The 20,899-nt window shown below is 62.3% G+C and carries 22 protein-coding genes; 12 read left to right on the top strand and 10 right to left on the bottom strand.

Annotation, left to right across the window (positions count from 1 at the left end; all coding sequences use genetic code 11):
* Window positions 1-34: 34 nt before the first annotated feature.
* Together HX793_RS01945 and HX793_RS01940 are read right to left on the bottom strand one after the other, a co-directional pair.
* Complete coding sequence (locus tag HX793_RS01945) at window positions 35-1,477, bottom strand: aldehyde dehydrogenase family protein (protein WP_177095983.1); 1,443 nt, start codon at window positions 1,475-1,477, stop codon at window positions 35-37.
* Complete coding sequence (locus tag HX793_RS01940) at window positions 1,474-3,099, bottom strand: 5-guanidino-2-oxopentanoate decarboxylase (RefSeq protein ID WP_177051027.1); 1,626 nt, start codon at window positions 3,097-3,099, stop codon at window positions 1,474-1,476. The genes HX793_RS01945 and HX793_RS01940 overlap by 4 nt, the downstream gene beginning before the upstream one ends.
* Window positions 3,100-3,210: 111 nt before the next feature.
* Here HX793_RS01940 and HX793_RS01935 point away from each other — a divergent pair, with 111 nt between their 5' ends.
* On the top strand, window positions 3,211-4,083 hold the full coding sequence (locus tag HX793_RS01935) for a LysR substrate-binding domain-containing protein (RefSeq protein WP_177051029.1): 873 nt from the start codon (window positions 3,211-3,213) through the stop codon (window positions 4,081-4,083).
* Between the two features lie 121 nt (window positions 4,084-4,204).
* Here HX793_RS01935 and HX793_RS01930 read toward each other — a convergent pair whose 3' ends face one another.
* Both HX793_RS01930 and HX793_RS01925 read right to left on the bottom strand, forming a co-directional pair.
* Entirely contained in the window at window positions 4,205-4,819 is a 615-nt protein-coding gene (locus HX793_RS01930) for an NAD(P)-dependent oxidoreductase (protein WP_177051031.1), read from the bottom strand.
* A 33-nt stretch (window positions 4,820-4,852) separates the two neighbouring features.
* The gene (locus HX793_RS01925; protein ID WP_177051033.1) at window positions 4,853-5,719 is read right to left on the bottom strand and encodes an MBL fold metallo-hydrolase; all 867 of its coding nucleotides are present in this window, start codon (window positions 5,717-5,719) and stop codon (window positions 4,853-4,855) included.
* 104 nt (window positions 5,720-5,823) lie between these two features.
* On the opposite strand from HX793_RS01925, the gene HX793_RS01920 reads away from it, so the two are divergent.
* Both HX793_RS01920 and HX793_RS01915 read left to right on the top strand, forming a co-directional pair.
* Window positions 5,824-6,729 (top strand): LysR family transcriptional regulator, encoded by a 906-nt coding sequence (locus tag HX793_RS01920; protein ID WP_016975213.1) that lies wholly within the window; start codon window positions 5,824-5,826, stop codon window positions 6,727-6,729.
* Window positions 6,730-6,827: 98 nt separating this feature from the next.
* A complete protein-coding gene (locus HX793_RS01915; RefSeq protein ID WP_012722801.1) occupies window positions 6,828-7,004 on the top strand; it encodes a hypothetical protein in 177 nt (58 codons plus the stop codon).
* On the opposite strand, the gene HX793_RS01910 is transcribed toward HX793_RS01915, so the two are convergent.
* Window positions 6,997-7,875: a helix-turn-helix domain-containing protein gene (locus HX793_RS01910; protein ID WP_177051035.1), complete on the bottom strand. Its 879-nt coding sequence runs from the start codon at window positions 7,873-7,875 to the stop codon at window positions 6,997-6,999. The two genes, HX793_RS01915 and HX793_RS01910, sit on opposite strands and share 8 nt — an antisense overlap.
* A 189-nt stretch (window positions 7,876-8,064) precedes the next feature.
* On the opposite strand from HX793_RS01910, the gene pobA reads away from it, so the two are divergent.
* Together pobA and HX793_RS01900 are read left to right on the top strand one after the other, a co-directional pair.
* Window positions 8,065-9,249 (top strand): 4-hydroxybenzoate 3-monooxygenase, encoded by a 1,185-nt coding sequence (pobA, locus tag HX793_RS01905; protein ID WP_177051390.1) that lies wholly within the window; start codon window positions 8,065-8,067, stop codon window positions 9,247-9,249.
* Window positions 9,250-9,315: 66 nt separating this feature from the next.
* Window positions 9,316-10,833 carry an MDR family MFS transporter gene (locus HX793_RS01900; RefSeq protein ID WP_177051393.1) on the top strand — a complete coding sequence of 506 codons (1,518 nt, stop codon included), beginning with the start codon at window positions 9,316-9,318 and terminating at the stop codon, window positions 10,831-10,833.
* Between the two features lie 2 nt (window positions 10,834-10,835).
* Here HX793_RS01900 and HX793_RS01895 read toward each other — a convergent pair whose 3' ends face one another.
* From HX793_RS01895 to HX793_RS01885, 3 genes are read right to left on the bottom strand one after another with little or no spacing between them, the layout of a single operon-like run.
* On the bottom strand, window positions 10,836-11,675 hold the full coding sequence (locus HX793_RS01895) for a cache domain-containing protein (protein WP_177051037.1): 840 nt from the start codon (window positions 11,673-11,675) through the stop codon (window positions 10,836-10,838).
* A 54-nt stretch (window positions 11,676-11,729) separates the two neighbouring features.
* Window positions 11,730-12,200: a cyanase gene (cynS, locus tag HX793_RS01890; RefSeq protein ID WP_016975219.1), complete on the bottom strand. Its 471-nt coding sequence runs from the start codon at window positions 12,198-12,200 to the stop codon at window positions 11,730-11,732.
* A gap of 28 nt (window positions 12,201-12,228) precedes the next feature.
* Window positions 12,229-12,858, bottom strand: coding sequence for a carbonic anhydrase (locus tag HX793_RS01885; protein WP_016975220.1), 630 nt, complete (start codon window positions 12,856-12,858; stop codon window positions 12,229-12,231).
* A gap of 111 nt (window positions 12,859-12,969) precedes the next feature.
* Here HX793_RS01885 and cynR point away from each other — a divergent pair, with 111 nt between their 5' ends.
* Window positions 12,970-13,836 (top strand): transcriptional regulator CynR, encoded by an 867-nt coding sequence (gene cynR, locus HX793_RS01880; protein ID WP_177051039.1) that lies wholly within the window; start codon window positions 12,970-12,972, stop codon window positions 13,834-13,836.
* On the opposite strand, the gene HX793_RS01875 is transcribed toward cynR, so the two are convergent.
* Window positions 13,811-14,584: a transporter substrate-binding domain-containing protein gene (locus tag HX793_RS01875; RefSeq protein ID WP_177051041.1), complete on the bottom strand. Its 774-nt coding sequence runs from the start codon at window positions 14,582-14,584 to the stop codon at window positions 13,811-13,813. The genes cynR and HX793_RS01875 overlap by 26 nt on opposite strands.
* A 431-nt stretch (window positions 14,585-15,015) precedes the next feature.
* Between HX793_RS01875 and HX793_RS01870 the strand changes: the two genes are divergently transcribed.
* The 5 genes from HX793_RS01870 to HX793_RS01850 all read left to right on the top strand — a co-directional run bounded on the left by HX793_RS01870 (window position 15,016) and on the right by HX793_RS01850 (window position 19,672).
* Window positions 15,016-16,386, top strand: coding sequence for a glutamine synthetase family protein (locus HX793_RS01870; RefSeq protein WP_177051043.1), 1,371 nt, complete (start codon window positions 15,016-15,018; stop codon window positions 16,384-16,386).
* 101 nt (window positions 16,387-16,487) lie between these two features.
* On the top strand, window positions 16,488-17,087 hold the full coding sequence (locus tag HX793_RS01865; RefSeq protein ID WP_177051045.1) for a class I SAM-dependent methyltransferase: 600 nt from the start codon (window positions 16,488-16,490) through the stop codon (window positions 17,085-17,087).
* Between the two features lie 122 nt (window positions 17,088-17,209).
* A complete protein-coding gene (gene rnd / locus HX793_RS01860) occupies window positions 17,210-18,343 on the top strand; it encodes a ribonuclease D (protein WP_095015110.1) in 1,134 nt (377 codons plus the stop codon).
* Window positions 18,340-18,633, top strand: a complete 294-nt coding sequence (locus HX793_RS01855) for a YcgL domain-containing protein (RefSeq protein ID WP_010212133.1) — start codon at window positions 18,340-18,342, stop codon at window positions 18,631-18,633. Before rnd ends, HX793_RS01855 begins: the two co-directional genes overlap by 4 nt.
* Before the next feature lie 106 nt (window positions 18,634-18,739).
* A complete protein-coding gene (locus tag HX793_RS01850; protein WP_016975226.1) occupies window positions 18,740-19,672 on the top strand; it encodes a D-2-hydroxyacid dehydrogenase in 933 nt (310 codons plus the stop codon).
* Between the two features lie 35 nt (window positions 19,673-19,707).
* Here the strand turns inward: HX793_RS01850 and HX793_RS01845 are convergent, their stop codons facing one another.
* Window positions 19,708-20,292, bottom strand: a complete 585-nt coding sequence (locus tag HX793_RS01845; protein ID WP_016975227.1) for a nitroreductase family protein — start codon at window positions 20,290-20,292, stop codon at window positions 19,708-19,710.
* Between the two features lie 154 nt (window positions 20,293-20,446).
* Here HX793_RS01845 and HX793_RS01840 point away from each other — a divergent pair, with 154 nt between their 5' ends.
* Window positions 20,447-20,896, top strand: coding sequence for a YcgN family cysteine cluster protein (locus HX793_RS01840; RefSeq protein WP_003172524.1), 450 nt, complete (start codon window positions 20,447-20,449; stop codon window positions 20,894-20,896).
* The last annotated feature ends 3 nt before the right edge of the window (window positions 20,897-20,899 follow it).

Genomic DNA, 20,899 nt, shown 5'->3' with positions numbered 1-20,899 from the left:
AGCAAGCTCTTTCGCCACAAAAGATCGTTATCGGCTAAAGGGACCGGATCACATGCTTGATCTCCTGAAACGCCGCCAACCCCCACGGCCCCAACTCACGGCCAATGCTGCTCTGCTTGTAACCGCCCCACGCGGCCTGCGGGAAGATCACCTGCGGTGCGTTGATCCACACCAGCCCGGCCTGCAAGGCATTCGCCACACGCTCGGCCGTTTCATGGCTGGCGCTGACCACACTCGCCACCAGGCCGAAATCGCTGTCGTTGGCCAGGGCAATGGCCTCGGCTTCGGAGGTGAAGCGTCGTACACAGAGCACCGGGCCGAAGATCTCTTCGTTCCACAACGCGCTGTCCAGCGGTACGTCGGTGAACACGGTCGGGCGGATGAAAAAGCCCTTCGGCAAATCTGCCGGGCGATCGCCGCCGCACAGCAAGCGTGCGCCATCTTCAACACCGCGCTGGATATGCCCGAGCACGCGCTGATATTGCACGCGGTTGATCAACGCGCCCATTTCCACGTCATCGGCAAATGGGTCAGCCACGCGAATGCCTTCAGCCCGTGCCTGCACACGTTGCAGGAATTCATCCGCCAGGCTGTCAGCTACCAGCACGCGACTGGTGGCGGAACACATCTGCCCAGCGTTGAAAAATCCACCGCCACAGGCCAGCTCCACTGCCAGGTCCAGATCGGCATCGGCCAACACCAGCAGGGAAGATTTGCCGCCCAGTTCCAGGCTCACGCCCTTGATGGTTTCGGCCGCGCGCTGCATCACCTGCACGCCGACGGCGTTGCTGCCGGTGAAGGAAATCTTCGCCACGCGGTGATCCGCCGCCAGCGGCGCACCCACTTCCAGGCCCGTGCCGCACACCAGGTTGAACACCCCGGCCGGCAAGCCTGCCTCGGCGATAATCCGCGCCAGTTGCAACTCCGCCAACGGCGTCACTTCCGATGGCTTGAGTACCACACAGCAACCGGCCGCCAGCGCCGGGGCGAGTTTCCACGCGGTGGTGACCATCGGGAAATTCCACGGCACGATCAGCCCGACCACACCGCACGGCTCACGACGCAGGCGTGCGCTGAAGTCCGCGCTGGGCAATGCCACCGGGCTATCCTGGCTGGCATCCATCGCTTCGGCCACGCTGGCGTAATAGTCGAAGGTGGCGATCACATCGTCCACATCCATCGCGGCTTCAAACAGCGGTTTGCCGTTGTTGCTCGATTGCAGGTGCATCAGCTGTTCGCGCTGCTCGCTGACGCCTTGGGCGATCTTGCGCAACAGCATGGCGCGGTCGCGGCCGGTGCTTTTCGACCAGTCGATGAACGCGGCGCTGGCGGCGTCGACCGCCTGGGTGACCGTGCTCGCATCGCCGACGCTGACGTGGGCCAGCACGGCTTCAGTCGCAGGGTTGATCACCTCAAGCGAGGCCAGTCCGGCACGCCATGCCCCATTGATATACACACCGTTCAATACCGCGCTCATTCCGCCACCGCCTTCATCCACAGCCCCTGTTCGATTTCAATCAGCGTCGGCCCTTGGCGATCAGCCGCAGCGCGTAGTGCCGCACGCAGCGACTCAACCCCTTGAATGCTGTCGGCGGCGCAACCGAGTGCCTTGGCCACCCCGATAAAGTCCGGCGTGTAGATGTCCACGCCGACCGGTTCGATGGCGCGGTTGACCATGTATTTCTTGATCTCTTCATAGCCCTGGTTATTCCACAGCAGCACGATCACCGGCGTGCGCGCTTCCACGGCGCTGGCCAGTTCCGGCAGGGAGAATTGCAGGCCGCCGTCGCCGATCAGGCACACCACCGGCTGCCCATCGTCACGCCCCAGCCAGGCGCCAATGGCGGCAGGCAAGGCATAGCCCAAGGTGCCGTAGCCGGTGGACGAGTTGAACCAGCGGCGCGGGTGGTCGAGGTTCAGGGTCAGGTTGCCGCTGTACACCGGTTGGGTGGAGTCGCCCACCAGTACGGCGTTGGGCAATTCTTCGAGGACCGTATTGAGGAACAGGGTTTGCGCGCGGGTGGCGGCGTCCCAGCTCGGGGTCAGTTCTGCCCACAGGCGCGCTACGCGTTCAGTGCCCCACGCGTTGTTACGCGGTGGCAAGGGTTTGCTGCTCAGTTCGGCCAGCAAGGCCTCTGCGGCGATTTGGGCATCGGCCACCAGCGCCACTTGCGGTGAATAGTTACGCACGGTTTGGTCGGGGTCGATATCGATGCGCAGCAGCGCGCCGGGAATCTCGAAACCACCGGCGAAGGTCACGTCGTAGTCGGTTTCCGCCAGCTCGGTGCCGATGGCCAGCACCACGTCCGCTTCGGCCACCAGTGCGCGGGTGGCGACCAGGGTCTGGGTCGAGCCGATCAGCAGTGGGTGGTGGCCGGGCAGCATGCCTTTGGCGTTGATGGTCAGGGCCACCGGCGCGCCGAGGGCTTCGGCCAGTCGGGTCAGTTCCGGCGCTGCGTCGATGGCGCCGCCACCGGCCAGGATCAAGGGTTTCTTGGCGGCTGCTAGCAACTGGCTCATCTGCTTGACCGCCGAAGGCGCGGCACCGGCACGCGCCACGCTGATAGGCTCACTGCCCAGTAGCGCGTCGGCATTTTCCACCAGCACATCCAAGGGGATTTCGATGTGCACCGGGCGCGGTCGCCCGGCCTGGAACAACGCAAACGCCCGCGCCAACACGCCGGGCAGCTCCGCCGCCGACATCAGGGTATGGGAGAACGCCGCCACGCCGGCCATCATCGCGCCCTGGTTCGGCAGCTCATGCAGCTTGCCGCGCCCGCCGCCCAATTGGCTGCGCGACTGCACGCTGGAGATCACCAGCATCGGGATCGAGTCGGCATAAGCCTGGCCCATGGCGGTGGTGATATTGGTCATGCCGGGGCCGGTGATGATGAAGCACACGCCAGGTTTGCCGCTGGTGCGCGCGTAACCGTCGGCCATGAAGCCGGCGCCCTGTTCGTGGCGCGGGGTGACGTGACGGATGCTGGAACGGGCCAGGCCGCGGTACAACTCCACGGTGTGCACGCCGGGGATGCCAAACACCTGGTCCACGCCGTAGCCTTCCAGGAGGTTGACCAATACTTCGCCGCAGGTCGCCATACAGATCGCTCTTATTGTTGAGGTAAGGCGTTATTGGACCGGCTGGCCCGTAGCGGCAACAATCGATAAAAAGTCATACTAGCCATGTTCTCACGTCATGGCTGCGCCTCGATGAAACGCCTCCCACCGCTGCCCGCGTTGCACACCTTCTGGGTCACGGCCCAGTGCTGCAACTTCACCCGTGCTGCCGAGCAACTTCACATCACCCAAGGCGCGGTGAGCCGGCAGATTGCCGGGCTGGAAAGTCATTTGGGCTATGCGCTGTTCCAACGCCAGGCGCGGGGTTTGAGCCTGACCGACGAAGGCCGAGAATGGTCATTGCGCGCACAGCAGGTGTTTGGCCTGCTCGGCGAAGCGGTGGAGCAGATCGGCAGTCGCCGCCAGACCTTGCAACTCAAGGCGTCCACCTGTGTGATGCGCTGGCTGCTGCCGCGCCTGATGCAGTGGCAGAAGGAACGCCCGGACGTGCCGGTTGAACTCACCACCACCGTGGCCTACACCGTGGACTTTCGCCGCGAGCAATTTGACGCGGCGGTGATCTATGCGCCCATCGCCGAGCAATCGGCCGAGGCGCGGCATCTGTTCGATGAGCAGCTCACGCCGGTCTGCGCACCGGCACTGCTCGCGGGCTTGCACAAACCGCAAGATTTGCAACAACAGGTCTTGCTGCACCCCACGCGGGATGAACGGGATTGGGCGTTGTGGCTCAAGGCGGCGCAGACGCGACTGGGCAATTTGAGCCAGGGCCATCATTTTGAAACGCTGGACCTGGCGATGACGGTGGCGTCGCAAGGTTCCGGCGTGGCGATTGGCGACAGTGCGTTGATTGGCGAGGATTTGAAGGCGGGGCGGTTGGTTATGCCGTTTGAGTTAAGGGTGCCGACGGGGATGGGGTATTACTTGGTGTATCCGCCGGGGACCGAGCCTTCGGCTGGGCTTGAGGCCTTGATGAACTGGTTAGTGAGCCAAGCGCAACAGTCGTAACACCCGAGATCAAATGTGGGAGCTGGCTTGCCTGCGATAGCGGTCGATCAGTCAGTACATCATTGACTGACACACCGCTATCGCAGGCAAGCCAGCTCCCACAGTTTTTAACCGCGTTGCCTCAGTAACCTACGGTGAAACGCTGGCGTGAGTGTTTCGGCGATTCAACTTCGTCGATCAACGCAATCGCATAGTCAGCAAAACTGATCCAACTGCGACCTTCACTGCTCACCAACAAGTCATCCTGGCCCACCCGGAATTGACCGGTGCGCTCGGTCTCGACGAACTCCGCCGACGGCGACAGGAACGTCCAGTCCAGTTCCTTCTCCTGGCGCAGTGCGTCGAGAAACGCCGCACCTGCCGTGGCTTCGGCTTTGTACTCCTCAGGGAAACCCTCGCTGTCGATCACCCGACCGCCACCTGGCAGCAACAGTGAACCGGCACCGCCCACCACCAGCAGGCGTTTCGCCCCGGCTTTTTTCACCGGCTCGATCACGGCGCTGGCGGGCAGGGTGGCGAAGTGCGCCGCGCTGATCACCACGTCGCTGCCACTCACCGCCTGTTGCAGGGCGTTGGCATCCAGGGCGTCGACTTGCTTGACGGTGACGCCAGGGCGTACGGCCAGCGTGTCGGTATTGCGTGCGATGGCGGTGACGGTGTGCCCACGACGCAGCGCTTCTTCCAGCAGTTGGCTACCGGCACGGCCGGTGGCACCAATGATTGCAATCTTGCTCATGACGTTCTCCAGTACGTTAGGGTTTGAAACGGTTCACCACTTCATTTCGCCCTTGGCGACTTTGGCGCTCAGTTCCAGCGAGCTTTCGTCGGCGAGGGTGGGGTAACGCTTTTTCATGGCTGCGATCAGCGCGGCAGAATCCTTGGCCTTGGCGGTCTCGGCGTCGAAGGCCTTGATGTAGTCGGCGGTAAAGGCCACGGATTTCAGGGATGGCGTGCCCAGGTAGTGGCCAGGCACCACGGTGCGCGGCTTCAGCTGTTCGATGCGTTGCAGGGTGGCGAGCCAATCCTTGTGGGACTGCGCGCTCTGGGTATCGGCCATCCACAGGTGGATGTTTTCGGAGACGACTACGCCACCGACCACGGCCTTGATCGACGGGATCCACACAAAGCTGCGATCCGGCTGTGGGCCGTCCAGGCCGATGACCTGCAGTGGCTGGCCTTCCAGGCTCAGGCTGTGGCCTTCGAGGATCTGCGGCACGATGGTTTTAGACGGCTTGTCGGCGCCCATTTTCGGGCCCCAGAACTCCAGCTTGCCGGCCACGGTGGCCTTGATGTGGTCGACCACCGGTTGTGGCGCCAGCACCCTGGCGTCGGGGAAGGCGGCGGTGAGGGTGTCGAGGCCGAAGTAGTAGTCCGGGTCGCCATGGCTGATGTAGATGGTGGTGAGGTGCTTGCCGCTGGCGCGGATCTTCTGCACCAGTTGCTCGGCCTGGCCTTTGCCGAATTGGGCGTCCACCAGGATCGCGTCCTTGGCGCCGCTGACCAGCACCGAGCTGACCGGGAAGATCGCGGCTTCGCCTGGGTTGTACACATCCAGCTTCAGGTCGGCCGCAGCCGCATGGGCGGCGAAGGCCATGGCGGCGGTGGCCAGGGTCAAGCGCTTGAAGGTTGAGAACATCGGGCAGCTCCAGCAGCGGTAAAGGATGCACAGAGCTTAGTTGCACAAAACCAGACTAAAAATGCGATGCTGGGACATAGTTTGTTTCTGAAAGTGGACAGATCATGGATCGTCTTCAAGCAATGCGCGTGTTTGTCACGGTGGTGGACCTGGGCAGCCAGTCCGCCGCCGCCGATCATCTGGACCTGTCGCGGCCGGTGGTGTCGCGTTACCTGGCGGAGCTGGAAGACTGGGTGGGTGCGCGTTTGCTGCACCGCACCACGCGCAAGCTCAGCCTGACGGCGGCGGGCAGTGAAACCCTGCCACGCTGTCGGCAATTGCTGGAATTGTGTTGCGACATGCAAGCCGCCGTCAGCGAGCCCGATGAAGCGCCTCGTGGTTTGCTGCGCTTGAGCGTCAGCACCTCGTTCGGCCAGGCGCAATTGGCCCAGGCCATTGCCGAGTACGTCAAGCGCTACCCGCTGGTGACGGTCGACTTGCAGATGCTTGACCGCACGGTGAACCTGGTGGATGAGCGTATCGACCTGGCCATCCGCACCAGTAGCGACCTGGACCCCAACCTCATTGCCCGGCGCCTCACGGTGTGCCGCTCGGTGGTGTGTGCCTCGCCGGCCTACCTTATGGAGCATCCGGCGCCGCAGAAGGTCGAAGACTTGGCGCGGCATAACTGCGTGACTCATGCGTATTTCGGCAAAAGCCTGTGGCATTTCGAAGAGGCCGGTGAGCCTGTCTCGGTGCCGGTGCACGGCAATATCACTGGCAATGAGTCCAGCACCTTGTTGCGCGTGACGCTGGCCGGGGCAGGGGTGTCGTTGCTGCCCAGCTACGAGGCCGGTGATTACATCCGGCGCGGTGAACTGGTGCGCCTGCTGCCCGACGCCGAGCCACGGCAGATGAACATCTACGCGGTGTACGCCTCGCGCAAACACATGCCGTCGGCGTTGCGCAGCCTGTTGGATTTCCTGGTGCTGCGGTTCCCGGAAGAGCCGGCGTGGGATGTCGGGCTCTAGGCGGGGATCAACCTGTTGAATGTCGTCCGATAATGGCAACTTGGGCTGGTTGACCTATGCTTTAGACAGCACCCTGTAGATCCGCAGAGGTCTGTGCCATGAGCATTAAAACCAGAAAGTACCTGATGATTTTCAGCCTGTGCGCCATTGCCAGCGCACTTTACGGGACCGCCGCCTACCGTGTGGAGCAGACCCGTATGCAGCCGACCTTTGCGATCAGCTGCCATCAGGATCAATGTGTTCCCCACACCGGTAGTTTCAGCGCGCTCAGGTAGCCGATTGTTCGGCTTTCAACTGCTCGCGAAACGCCTTGGGTGAGAACCCGACCCGTCGGCGAAACAGTCGAGAGAAGTTGGTGGGATCGGAAAAACCCAATACCTCCGACATTTCATTGATGGTCATGCTGGTGTACGTCAGCAGGCGTTTGGCTTCCAGCAATTGGCGGTCATGCATGATCTGCAGCGCAGGCTGCCCACCCAACTCCCGACACGTGCCGTTAAGGTGTGAGACCGAGATGCCCAGCTTGTGGGCAAGATCCTCGATCTTCGGGTGTTCGCGGTAATGCTGCTCGACCAACTGGGTAAAGCGCCGGAAGTATTCACGCCCCCGTGGCGCCCGTGGGTGACGGCGCTGGATGGCCTGGCGGCTGATCCATACCAGCAACACGCTGACCAACGCGTGCATCATCATGTCCCGTGCCGGTTGTTCATCGGCGTATTCATCCTGCAAGCGGGCAAACTGGCTGTTCAGGTAATCACTGTCTTTGCCCGCCGGATAACTGCCGAGTGTCTGCAAACCGTCCACGGTGGTGCCCAGCTGGGTTTGCAGGTGGCTGACCAACGGCGCCGACAGCGTCACTACGTAGCCTTCGACGTCCTCAGGAAAACGGAACCCGTGCACGCACAAGGGGGGCAGGACTTGCAGGGTCGCTTCGTTCAGGGTGGTGCGCTGGCCTTCGATTTCCAACTGTGCCTGGCCTTTGTGCACGTAGAGCAACTGGCACAGATCCGCGTGCCGGTGGGGTTGGATTTCCCACTGGTATTCCCGACTGCGCCGGGAAATGGTTTCGCAGTGCAACAAATCGGGGGTGGGCCATTGCTGGTGTTCCCCGTAAAGCTTGAAGACCGGAATTGCGGTTTTGGTCATGGTTTCAACCCGATACTCGGAAGAGTGGTGCGGTAATCGCCCCGATTGGCAAAAAGCGCAGGCTTTGGCGCAGTTTTCACCTTCTTATGCCGCTCACTCAAGTGAAAAATGTCAGCAACAAGACCAATGACAACTCTTTCACCCGATCCGTTCGAGTGGAACTTGCGGGCCATAAAAATAATGAAAGCGCTGAAAACCCAAGTCGCCATTATCGGCGCCGGTCCTTCCGGGCTGCTGCTCGGCCAGCTTCTGCATCAGGCAGGGATCGAGACCCTTATCCTAGAGCGCCAGAGCGCCGATTACGTGCAAGGCCGCATCCGTGCCGGGGTGCTGGAACAAGGCATGGTCGACCTGCTGCGGCAGGCGGGTGTCAGTCAGAGAATGGATAGCGAAGGCCTGGTGCATGATGGTTTCGAGTTGGCGCTGAACGGCCAGTTGACCCACATCGACCTCAAGGGCCTGACCGGCGGTCAATCGGTGATGATCTACGGCCAGACCGAGGTCACCCGCGACCTCATGGCCGCCCGTGCCGCTGCCGGTGCCACCACCCTGTATGAAGCGCGCAACGTGCAGCCTCACGATCTCAAAACTGATCGACCCTGGCTGACCTTTGAACATCAGGGCGAATCCTTTCGCCTGGAGTGCGATTACATCGCCGGTTGCGACGGTTACCACGGCGTCGCGCGCCAATCGATCCCGGCTGAATCGCTCAAAGTCTTCGAACGGGTCTACCCGTTCGGCTGGCTGGGCATCCTCGCCGACACACCGCCCGTTCACCCTGAGTTGGTCTACGCCAAACACCCGCGTGGTTTCGCGCTGTGCAGCATGCGTTCGCCAACGCGCAGCCGTTACTACCTGCAGGTGCCGGTGGAGGAACCGATTGACGAATGGTCCGACGCCCGCTTCTGGGATGAACTGAAAACCCGCCTGCCCAGCCACCTTGCAGAACACCTGGTCACCGGTCCATCGATCGAAAAAAGCATCGCACCGCTGCGCAGTTTTGTGGTGGAACCCATGCAGTACGGGCGCCTGTTCCTGCTCGGCGATGCGGCGCATATCGTGCCGCCCACCGGCGCCAAGGGCTTGAACCTGGCGGCCAGTGATGTGAGCACCCTGTACCGGATCTTGCTCAAGGTCTACGGCGAAGGGCGCGTGGATCTTCTGGAGCGTTACTCCGCCATCTGCCTGCGGCGGGTGTGGAAGGCCGAGCGGTTTTCCTGGTGGATGACCTCGATGTTGCACCAGTTTCCCGAGGCGGATGGTTTCAGCCAGCGCATCGCCGAGAGTGAACTTGACTACTTCATCCACTCCGAGGCGGGGCGCAAGACCATCGCAGAAAATTACGTCGGGCTTCCTTACGAAGCTATCGAATAGCCTGCTATCGTATCGAGCATTGCCGTGGGCCGCCTTTTCCCACGGGCCTTGCTCGAAGGTCTTGCCGTGACGCACCTCAATCAGCCTGCTCCGCCACTGCCCGCTGTGCGCAGTATTCTCGCCTCATTGATGATGGCGATCTTCCTGGGGGCGCTGGACCAGACCATTGTCGCCGTGTCCATGCCCGCTATTTCCGCCCAGTTCCACGACGTCAACCTGTTGGCCTGGGTCATCTCCGGCTACATGGTGGCGATGACCGTGGCGGTGCCGATCTACGGCAAGCTCGGCGACCTGTACGGGCGGCGGCCGATGATGCTGATTGGCATGGGCCTGTTCACCCTGGCCTCGCTGTTCTGCGGCATGGCGCAAAGCATGGAGCAACTGGTACTGGCGCGGATCCTCCAGGGCATCGGCGCTGGCGGCATGATTTCGGTGAGCCAGGCGATCATCGGCGACATCATCCCGCCCCGCGAACGCGGCCGCTACCAAGGCTATTTCAGCAGTATGTACGCGGTGGCCAGCGTGGCCGGGCCGGTACTGGGCGGCTACATGACCGAGTACCTGTCGTGGCGCTGGGTGTTCCTGATCAACCTGCCCTTGGGCGCCGGCGCCTGGTACGTGGCCCATCGCACGCTGGTGGGGCTGCCGGTGCCGCAGCGCAAGCCGATCATCGATTACCTCGGCACTGTGCTGATGATCATCGGCTTGACCGCCTTGCTGCTGGGCATCACTGAAATCGGCCAGGGCCATCACTGGCGTGACAATCAGGTGCTGGGCCTGTTGGCCTGTGCGCTGGTGGCGTTGACGGTGTTTGTCTGGCACGAGCGCCGGGCGCGGGAGCCGTTGTTGCCGATGCATTTGTTTGCCAACCGCAGTGCGGTGTTGTGCTGGTGCACGATCTTTTTCACCAGCTTCCAGGCGATTTCCCTGACGGTGCTGATGCCGCTGCGGTATCAGACGGTGACCGGTTCGGGTGCGGACAGCGCGGCGTTGCACCTGTTGCCGTTGGCCATGGGCTTGCCGATGGGGGCTTATTTTGCCGGGCGCATGACTTCGGTGACCGGGCGTTATAAACCGATGATCCTCAGCGGCGCATTGCTGAGCCCCTTCGCGATTCTCGGCATGGCCTTGAGCGCGCCCCAGGCGGTGGGGCTGACGGCGCTGTTCATGCTGCTGTGTGGAATCGCCGCTGGCATGCAATTCCCGACGTCCCTGGTGGGCACGCAAAACTCGGTGGAACAGCGCGATATCGGCGTCGCCACCAGCACCACCAACCTGTTCCGTTCCCTGGGTGGGGCGGTGGGGGTGGCGTGCATGTCGGCGCTGTTGCTGGCGCTGTTGCAGGATTCCAGCTTCGCCCACCTAGCCAGCGGCGCGTTGGTGGCCGAAGGCAGTTCCGGCAACGTGCTGCTCGACGGCCTCAACGCCGCCCCCGGCCCGGCGCAGGATGCCCTGCGCGGGGAGTTGGCGGTGACGTTCCGGCATTTGTTGATGGTCAGTGCGACGGTGTCACTGCTGGGGCTGGCGGCGGCAATCGCGATGCCCAATCGGGTGCTGCGTGGCCGTGAAGACAAGGCCAAGTAGTCTCAAGGGCTGTAATAACCCACCGCCACCATGAAATGCCCGGCCTTGCGCACATACGCATGCTTGTTCTCGACCTTGTCGGTCAACGGGTTTTTCCAGCGGTATTTGTATTCGCCCTGATCCTGCTCGGCCATCAACTTGAGGATCGGCTCGCCCACCGGCTTGCCGTCCGGGTCCTTGATCTTGCTGAAGTCGGTGTTGACCAGTCGCAGGTTGGTGCCATGGGCTACATAGCGCTGGGTATCGAGGTCCACCACGAATACATAAAGGTCATCCTGCAGGAAACCGCCCTGCAATGAGTTGATGGCCTTGAGTGTGCCGGTTTCATCCTTGAGCAAGGCGGTTGCCGCCTTGTTGCGCAGGGCCCGGGCCTGTTCCGGCGTGGCCCGTGGCAGGTAATAACCCACCGCGAGGATGCGTTCGCCCACACGCTGATAAAACACGTGCTTGTGTTCGACCTTGCCATCGTTCCAGTTCTGCCAACGATAGTCGGCCTGCTGGATGCCCTGGCCTTCCGGCACCTTGAGCGCATCCTTGAAGGACTGGCGCAAATCCGGCCCGAGGACTTCGGATACATCGCGGCCGATCAAGGCGGAAGAGGGGCCCCCGCTGGCCAGCAGCACGCCCTTTGTGTCGACCACAAACACATAGCGGTCGTGGTCGACGAATTCGCCCTGCCGGCTGAAGGCGGCAAACGCCTTGTCGCCGTTGCTCTGGTAGTAGGCCAAGGCTTTTTCCAGCAGCGCCTTGGCCGCCTGGGCGTCTTCATCCTGAGTCGTTGCAGCGTGCACCTGGCTGAAACACAACAGCAGCAGCCAGGTGAATCGGAGCAGTCCCTTCATTACCCGTCCCTCGTTCTTGTTGATGTGACAAGAGCGTAGACGGTCGCGGGCGACTCAGAAGGGTTTGGTCGGCAGGTACTTGCCGTCCAGGGTGATCACCGCGCGGGAGCCGCCGTCCGGGTCCTCGACCTTCTTGATGTCCAGCTTGAAGTTGATCGCACTGATGATGCCGTCGCCAAACTGCTCATGCACCAGCGCCTTGAGGGTGGTGCCATAGACCTGAAGCATTTCGTAGAAACGGTACATCGTCGGGTCGGTCGGTACGCCGCCGGGGAAGCAGCCGCGCAGGGGCACGCTTTGCAGCAGGCGGCTGGCGTCCTGGTCCAGGCCGAGCTTGTCGCACACCACATCTGCAGCGTCCTTGGGCAGTGGGTGCTGGCCGAGCAGGGCGGCAGTGACGAACGCCAGGCTGAGCCCGGTGCCGTCGGTGAGGTCCTGCCAGGACAGGTTCTTGCGGGCCTTGAGGTCGATAACGGTGTCGGCGAGGGCCAGGCGTGGGGTTTGGGAGAAGTTGGATTGCAACATGGTGATGTCCTCTGGGTTGGAAATGGGGTCAGGCCGCGTGGATCTGATCGAGCAGCGACACGAATCGCCCGCTGCGGCTGTCCAGGGCGTCGATAGCGCCGGTTTCGATGTCGTACACCCAGCCGTGCAACGTCAGCCGGCCTTGTTCCAGGGCCAGGGCGACGGAAGGGTGGGTCTTGAGATTGGCCAGTTGGGCGATCACGTTTTCGCGCACCAAGTCGCTCAAGCGGGCGGCATCGGATGTGTGTTGGCGGGCGGCGTTGATCACCTTGGCCGACTCGGCATGGCGCAACCAGTTGGCCACGGCGGGCAGGTGGTCCAGGCATTTGCAGGTTGAGATGGCAGTCATCGCCCCGCAGTCGGAATGGCCGCAGATCACAATGTCACTGACCCCCAGCACCGCCACCGCGTATTCGACGGTGGCCGACACGCCGCCTGGCTCCGGGCCGTAGGACGGCACGATGTTGCCGGCGTTGCGGATCACGAACAGGTCTCCCGGTTCCTGCTGGGTCAGCAGCTCGGGGACCACACGGCTGTCGGAACAGGACACAAACAGTGTGCCCGGGGTTTGCGTGGTCGCCAGGTGTTTGAACAGGTCGCTGCGTTGGGCAAAGGCTTCGGCCTGGAATTTGCGGAAGCCGTCGATGAGATGTTGCATGGGAGGTTCTCCTTGCGTCGCTGATGGGGCAAGGATGGAAGTTTTCAGCTATAGCGTCCAAGACCGGCTTATTATGGTTTCTATTGGTCATGCCTATAGTCGGGGGCTTCGATGCTGCTGCGCCATATCCGTTACCTGCTGGCGGTGGCTGAACACCGCAATTTCACCCGCGCCGCCGAGGCGCTGCATGTGTCGCAGCCGACCTTGTCGCAGCAGATCAAGCAGTTGGAGGACACCTTGGGTGCACCGCTGCTGGACCGTTCCGGGCGCAGCGTCAGCCTGACCGACGCCGGCGAGGCCTATGTGCGCTTTGCACGGCTGGCCTTGCAGGACTTGCAGGCCGGCACCCGCGCCATGCATGACGTGCAGGACTTGAGCCGGGGCAACCTGCGCCTGGCCATGACGCCGACTTTTACCGCGTATCTGATCGGGCCGTTGCTGGCGCAGTTCAACCAGCGCTATCCGGGCATTACCGTGAGCATCGAGGAGCTGACCCAGGACCGCATGGGAACCGCCTTGGCGGAAGACGCGCTGGATATCGGCATTGGTTTTACCGGCGAGCATCTGCCGGACATCGAGTGCGAAGGGCTGTTTGTTGAAACGCTGAGTGTGGTGGTCGGCGCCAACCATCCGGGGTTGCACAGTCGGCAGTGGCTGGCGCAACCCCTGGTGTTGTTGAACACCGGCTTTGCGACCCGCCGCTACATTGATGATTACTGCCGTGCCCAGGGGATAAGCCCTTTGATTGCGATGGAGGCCAACTCCATCAGCGCGATCATCGAAATCGTGCGCAACACGGCACTGGCGACCATCCTGCCCAGTGCAATTGCCGAGGCCCAGCCAGGTTTGAACGCGGTGGCGATCAGCCCGGCATTGCCGCAACGCACCGTGGCACTGCTGAGCCGCAAGGGCGCCTATCGCAGTGCCGCGTGTCGCGCCTTCGTGGCGTTGATCAAGGCGCGGCCAGCCACTGGCTGACGATAGCGTCATAGGCCCCCGTGGCCTGGCTCAGGTGCAGCCATTGATCGACGTAGCTTTTCCAGGCCACATCATCACGGGGCAACAGGAAGGCTTTTTCGCTGTACTGCATCTGCCGCTCGGGGTTCACCGCACACAGCCCCGGCTTGAGCTTCTGCTGGTAACGCGCTTCGCTGGCGTCGGTGATCATTACATCGGCCTTGCCGGCCAGCAGTTCGTCGAAGATGGTCACGTTGTCGTGCAGGCGAATCTGCGCCTGGCCCAAGTGGGCACGGGCGAATACTTCGTTGGTGCCGCCGGCCGGTTCGATTACGCGTACCTGGGGCTGGTTGATCTGTTCGACGGTCTGGTAGCGCTGCACATCGGCACAGCGCACCAATGGGATTTTGCCGTCAACGCCCAGGGATTGGCTGAAGAAGGCCTTTTTCTGGCGCTCCAGCGACACCGAAATCCCGCCCACGGCAATGTCACAGCGCTGGGCCAGGAAGTCGGGCATCAGGGTTTTCCAGGTGGTGGGCACCCATTGGATCTTTGCGTTGAGGCTCTTGGCCAGGGACTCGGCCATGGCGATGTCAATGCCTTCGTAGCGGCCGTCGGCGCGCAGCGATGTGTAGGGCTTGTAGTCGCCGGTGGTGCAGACCGTCAGCGTGCCGCGTTGCAACACTTGGTCAAGGCGCGAAGGCGCGGTGTCGGCCAGGGCGCTGGTTGCCAGACTTGCCAGTACACAGAGGGCGAAAGGAGCTTTCATGCGGTCGAGTCCTCGGGGCAGGGGGCTATTGTTTTTGTAGGAGCGAGCTTGCTCGCGAAAAAATCAAGCCGCCGAGTTTATCCTGACGGCCAGCGTTATCGTTAGCGACCTTCGCGAGCAAGCTCGCTCCTACAGAGGCAGAAGGAGTGTGGATGCGGCGAATGTTTAGCCAAGTCGCAACCAAACTCCGTCAACCCTGAATTTAATCACCTGTGCAGGCGTGTGACGCTGGCGGTTACCTCTAGCACTGTGATTCCCGCATGGACGGCTCTTCCGACACCCACCCCGCGACACTGCCGTCCGATCTCGCGTTCTGGGCCCTGTTCCACTGCCGACACGCACGCCCACCAGATACAGCATTCCTACGTTGATCCATCCCCTGGATGGCGCGCACCTGCGCGCCTGCCTGACCCACACGTATGAGAATGCCCATGAGTGTCTTTGCCTGCCTGCACGAAGCCCAGTCCTTCCTTGAACAGAACCCGGACATTGAGATGTTCGAGCTGTTTATCCTCGATAACAATGGCGTGCCACGCGGCAAGTTGCTGCACCGCGATGAGTTGCTGGCGGTGTATGAAAGCGGCCGGCCGTTGCCCAGTACCATTCTTGGCCTGACCATCAATGGCGACGACGTGGAAAACTCCGGACTGGTGTGGGAGGTGGGTGATATCGATTGCCGCGCCTACCCGATCAGCGGCAGTTTGCAGCGCATGCCGTGGCGCCTGATTCCGACGGCGGCCGTGCAAGTCAGCATGCACCCCACCGAAGGCCTGCCCGCGACCGTCGCCGATCCCCGGCATTTGCTGGCCAAGGTGATCGACGGGCTCAAGGCTGACGGTTACTACCCGGTGATGGCGGCGGAGCTGGAGTTCTACCTGCTCGACCAGAAACCCGATAGCAACGGCCGCCCGCAGCCGGCGCGGGATGTGGACGGCGGGCGCCCGCGCTCGACTCAGGTCTACGGCCTGCGCGAGCTGGAGCAGATCGAACCCTTCCTCGCTGACCTTTACAGCGCCTGCAAACTGCAAGGCATCCCGGCGCGCACGGCCATCTCTGAATATGCGCCGGGCCAGGTGGAAATCACCTTGGAACATCGCGCCGACGCCCTGCAAGCCATGGACGAGGCGGTGCGTTACAAACGCCTGGTCAAGGGTGTGGCGCATAAACACGGGATGACGGCTTGCTTCATGGCCAAGCCGTTCGACGACCTGGCCGGCACCGGCATGCACATGCACGTGAGCCTGGCGGATGCCGAGGGCAATAACTTGTTCGCCAGCGAAGCCACCGACGGCACGCCGCTGTTGCGCCAGGCGGTGGGCGGCATGCTCAGCACCTTGCTCGATTCCTTGCTGATGTTCTGCCCCAATGCCAATTCCTACCGCCGCTTTCAGACCAACAGCTACGCGCCGCTGGCCGCCACTTGGGGCGTGGACAACCGCACCGTCAGCCTGCGCGTGCCGGGCGGGCCTGCGAACTCCCGGCATATCGAGCACCGAATCTGCGGTGCCGACGCCAACCCTTACCTGGCTGCTGCCGCGATTCTGGCCGGCATCCATCGCGGCATCCGCGAACAGCGTGACCCCGGCGCCCCGGTAGAAGGCAATGGCTACGCCCAGGCCAAGGAGTTGCTGCCTACCGACTGGTTGACCACGCTACGTGCCCTGGAAGGTTCGAGCTGGGCGCGGGACGCGTTCGGCAGTGAATTCCTCGACGTGTACCTGGCGGTCAAGCGCGCCGAATATCGCCAGTTCATGGGCGAAGTGGGCGAGCAGGATTGGCGCTGGTATTTGCATCAGGCGTGATCGGCGTTTCGGTGGTGAACGTTTCGACCTTTTTTTGACATTGCACTGGTTAAGCTGCGAATCAAGGTCGTTCACTGCCGTTCCACCCACATGAGCCCGCGATGTCGCCACAACCACCATCCTCCATCGAGATCGAATACGCCGAGCGCTGTGACCGCGAGCACGCCAGGGTCTGCGGCGATACACGCCCGCCAGGGCTGCGGCAGCGACTGGCGTCGTGGCGCGACGAGTGGATGGTGCGCCAGGCGCTGAAAGTCGCCGGTGAACCTGGGTTGGTGTTGGACCTGGCCTGTGGCTCGGGGCGCTTCTGGCCAGTGCTGGCCGAACACGTCAACCGGGTGATCCTGGCGTCGGACAACTCCCAGGACATGCTCGACCATGCCCGCACCCATCACCCGGCGTCCTTGCTCAAACGCGTCAAGACCTTCCAGGGCTCGGCGTTCTCCATCAGCTTGTCGGCGAATGCGGTGGATTGCATTTTCTGCCTGGAATTGTTTCGCCATGTGCCCAGCAGCGAAGGGCGATTCGCATTGCTGCGTGAGTTCCACCGGGTCAGCCGCGACACGGTGATTGTCTCGGTCAACTCTCGTACGGCCGTCGAAGATGAGTTCCGCCAGGCGGGCTTCAAGGTCCTGCATCATCAGGAATTCATTCCGGGCTCAAGCCAGTGGCGGGTCTACGTGCTGCGTAAGAGAGGATAAGTCCACCCTGTAGGACTATTCTTCAACTCCTGTCTGAGTTTTCATGGTTGCCTGTGCACTGCGGATGCTCGCTAGCCCCTTTCGCGATATATACTGCGCGCCATTCTTCAAGGGAGAGCCGTGTGGCCATCGATATTCACTGGATCTGCGACAACGATAGCCTCGGCCAGCATTGCGCCGAATGGCAGCAGTTGCCATTCGTCGCCCTCGACACCGAATTCATGCGGGTCGACACCTTTTATCCCATTGCCGGGCTGATCCAGATTGGTGATGGCGTGCGCGCTTACCTGATCGATCCCCTGACCATCGACAACTGGCAACCCCTGGCCGCCTTGCTGGAGAACCCGGCGGTGATCAAGGTGGTGCATGCCTGCAGCGAAGACCTCGAAGTGTTGCTGCGCTTGACCGGCAGCCTGCCAGTGCCGTTGTTCGACACCCAATTGGCCGCCGCTTACCTGAACCTTGGTTTCTCCATGGGCTACTCGCGCCTGGTGCAAGCCGTGCTGGATATCGAGCTGCCCAAGGGCGAGACCCGTTCGGACTGGCTGCAGCGGCCCTTGTCCGAGACGCAAGTCAGCTACGCCGCCGAAGACGCGGTGCACTTGGCCGAGGTTTACACCCGCCTGCGTCCGCAGCTGTCGGACGACAAGTACGCCTGGGTGCTGGAAGACGGTGCGGAGTTGGTCGCCAACCTGCGCCGTGAAGTCGATCCGTACGAGGTGTACCGCGACGCCAAGCTGGCCTGGAAGCTGTCCCGCGCCCAGCTCGCTGTGCTGCGTGAACTGTGCGCGTGGCGCGAGCAGCAGGCCCGCGCCCGTGACCTGCCGCGCAACCGCATCATTCGCGAACACTCGTTGTGGCCCCTGGCCAAATCCCAGCCGGATAACCTCGCCGCACTGGGCAAGATCGAAGACATGCACCCGCGCACCGTGCGTCAGGACGGCCAGTTCCTGCTGGACCTGATCAAGCGTGCCGGCAGCGTGCCGATGGACCAATGGCCGCCTGCCGTTGCCGAACCTCTGCCGGTGGATGCTGCCGCGCTGATCAAGCAACTGCGCGCCCTTGGCCAGACCGAAGCCGAACGCCTGGAAATGGCGCCGGAACTGATGCTGCGCAAGAAAACCCTCGAAGCCCTGGTCAAAAGTGGCTACCCCGATGGGCCTTATAAATTGCCAGACTCGCTGCGTGGCTGGCGCCGCGAGTTGATGGGCCAGGCGCTGCTCGACAGCCTGGCTACCGCCGGAGAACAGCCTTGAAACGTATCTGCTCCATCTACCGCAGCCCTAAACGCGCCGGCATGTACCTTTACGTCCTGAAAAGCGATGCCCTCGAGCGCGTGCCAGAAGGCCTGCTCAGCGTATTCGGCAAGCCGGTACATGCGTTCAACCTGGTGCTGACGCCTGAACGCAAACTGCAACAGGAAGACATCGTGCAGGTGCTGGAAAACCTCGACAAACAGGGTTACCACCTGCAAATGCCGCCGCCCGAGGACGAGTACATCGAACACTTGCCCGAAGAGCTGCTGCGTCGCAACGACCCGATGTGATCGACCCGTGCTCCGTCCGGGGCACTTGCTTCAATGGAATCGTATAAGTGGGCGGTGGCCGTAAGGATGCGGGCAGCCGTCCGTACTGTTTTGAAAGGTTTTATGCATGCGTGTTCTGATTGCTGAACAGGATCACCCGCTCTACGCCCAATTGCTCGGCGAAGCGGCACCGGACCTTGAAGTGCTGACCAGCGGCGACTCGGCAGAACTGTCGCGCCTGGCCGCCGATTGCCCGGTCTGGCTGGGCCAGCCGGACTTGCTGGCGACGCTGCTGCGCCAAGGCCATCAGCCGCAATGGCTGCAATCGACCTGGGCCGGCATTACGCCGCTGCTGGCTGAAGGCTTGCCCCGCGACTATCGCCTGACGCGTGCGGTGGGCATTTATGGCCAGGTCATGGCCGAATTTGTCCTCACCTATATGCTCGGCCATGAACGCGAAGTACTGGCGCGCCTGGTCAGCCAGGTCGAGCGCAAATGGGACAACCGCATGGGCCAGAGCCTGGCGGGGCGCAAGGTACTGATCGTCGGCACCGGCGACATCGGCCAGAGCGTTGCCGAGTTCCTGGTGCCGTTCGGCGTGAAGCTGTACGGCATCGCCAGTTCCGCCCGGGAACAGGCGCCGTTTATCGAAGTGGCCGGGCTTGAAGCCCTGGGTCGCCTGGTGGGTGAGGTGGACTACGTGATCAACCTGCTGCCCAACACGCCAAGTACCCATGACCTGTACGACGCGGCGCTGTTCAAGCAATTCAAGCCGACCGGGTTGTTTATCAACGTCGGGCGTGGTGTGTCGGTAGTGGATGCGGACTTGGTCGAGGCCTTGAAAGAAGGGCATCTGGCCGGTGCGGTGATTGATGTATGCCGCCAGGAGCCACTGCCGCAACGTCATCCGTTCTGGACCGCCTGGGGGCTGTTACTGACTGGCCACAGCTCGGCGCCGACGTCGCCGGCATTGATGGTGGAACTGTTCGTACAAAATGTGCGGGCGTATCAGGCCAAGCAAGACTTGCGCGGGAACGTGGATTTCGAGCGCGGTTACTGATAGCAGAGGAGCCGGCATGCCGGCTCCTCTTGGCATTACAGGCTGAAATCACCTTCTGAGACCAACTCGCTCAACGGACGACGCGGGCTTGGCGCCTCACGACCTTGCAGGTACTCCGGCAAGCTCGACTTGTCCCCCAGCTTGCCAACCGCAACAGCGGCATGCAGGGCATAACCTTCCGGGATTTTCAGCTCTTTGCGGGTCAGTTCCTGATCGAAACCGGCCATGCCGTGGGTGTGCCAGCCGCTGAGGCTGGCTTGCAGCGCCAAGTGGCCCCAGGCCGAGCCGGTGTCGAAGGTGTGCCACAGGGCCGGGGTTTCTTCCGTAGCGCCGGGGGCGGTGAAGTCGGTTTTCGAGGCGATGATCACCAAGGCCGACGCATGCTGCGCCCAGTTGCGGTTGAATTCATTCAGCAAACCCAGGAAACGCTCCCAGTCCGGCGTATCGCGGCGCGCGTAGAGAAAGCGCCATGGCTGCGAGTTGTAGGCGGACGGCGCCCAGCGCGCGGCTTCGAAGAAGCTCAGCAGGGTTTCCTGGTCAATGCTCTCGCCGGTGAAGGCGCGGGGCGACCAACGGTCGGTGAACTGGGTGTGGATCGGATAATCGGCAACACGTGTCATGGAGCAGTTCCTGATCGTCAATTCGGCGCTCAAAACTACTGCGCGGCCACTAGACTGACAAGTGTTGTTACACCGCCAGTCGTAAGCGCTTGGCCCCAGGGGCCTTGGGCACTAGACTGGCGGCCTTTTCACCTACCGATACTGATGTAGAGCCATGGCCGCCAAAGTCGAACCTTTCTGGATACGCAAAACCCTTGAGCACCTCGACCAGGAGGAATGGGAGTCGTTGTGCGACGGCTGTGGCCTGTGCTGCCTGCAAAAGCTTGAGGACGAAGACGACAACAGCGTCTATTACACGCGGATCGCCTGCAAACTGCTCGACCTGAAAACCTGCCAGTGCACCGACTACCCGAACCGTCGTGCGTCGGTGCCGGACTGCATCCAGCTCACGCCGGGTCAGGCCGACCAGTTCAAATGGTTGCCACCCACCTGCGGCTATCGCCTGGTCAGCGAACGCAAGGACCTGCCGCTGTGGCACCACTTGGTCTGCGGCGACCGCGATGCCGTGCACCACGAACGCATTTCCCAGTCCGGGCGCATGCTCAGCGAAGGCAGCGTGCCTGAGGATGACTGGGAGGATTACCTGATTTTCCGCGCGGGCTGACAA

Origin of the sequence: Pseudomonas reactans (genome assembly GCF_013387025.1) — a bacterium.
Lineage (GTDB): Bacteria > Pseudomonadota > Gammaproteobacteria > Pseudomonadales > Pseudomonadaceae > Aquipseudomonas > Aquipseudomonas reactans.
Note: the sequence above shows the minus strand (reverse complement) of the source record. Positions and strands in the feature narration are given on the sequence as shown.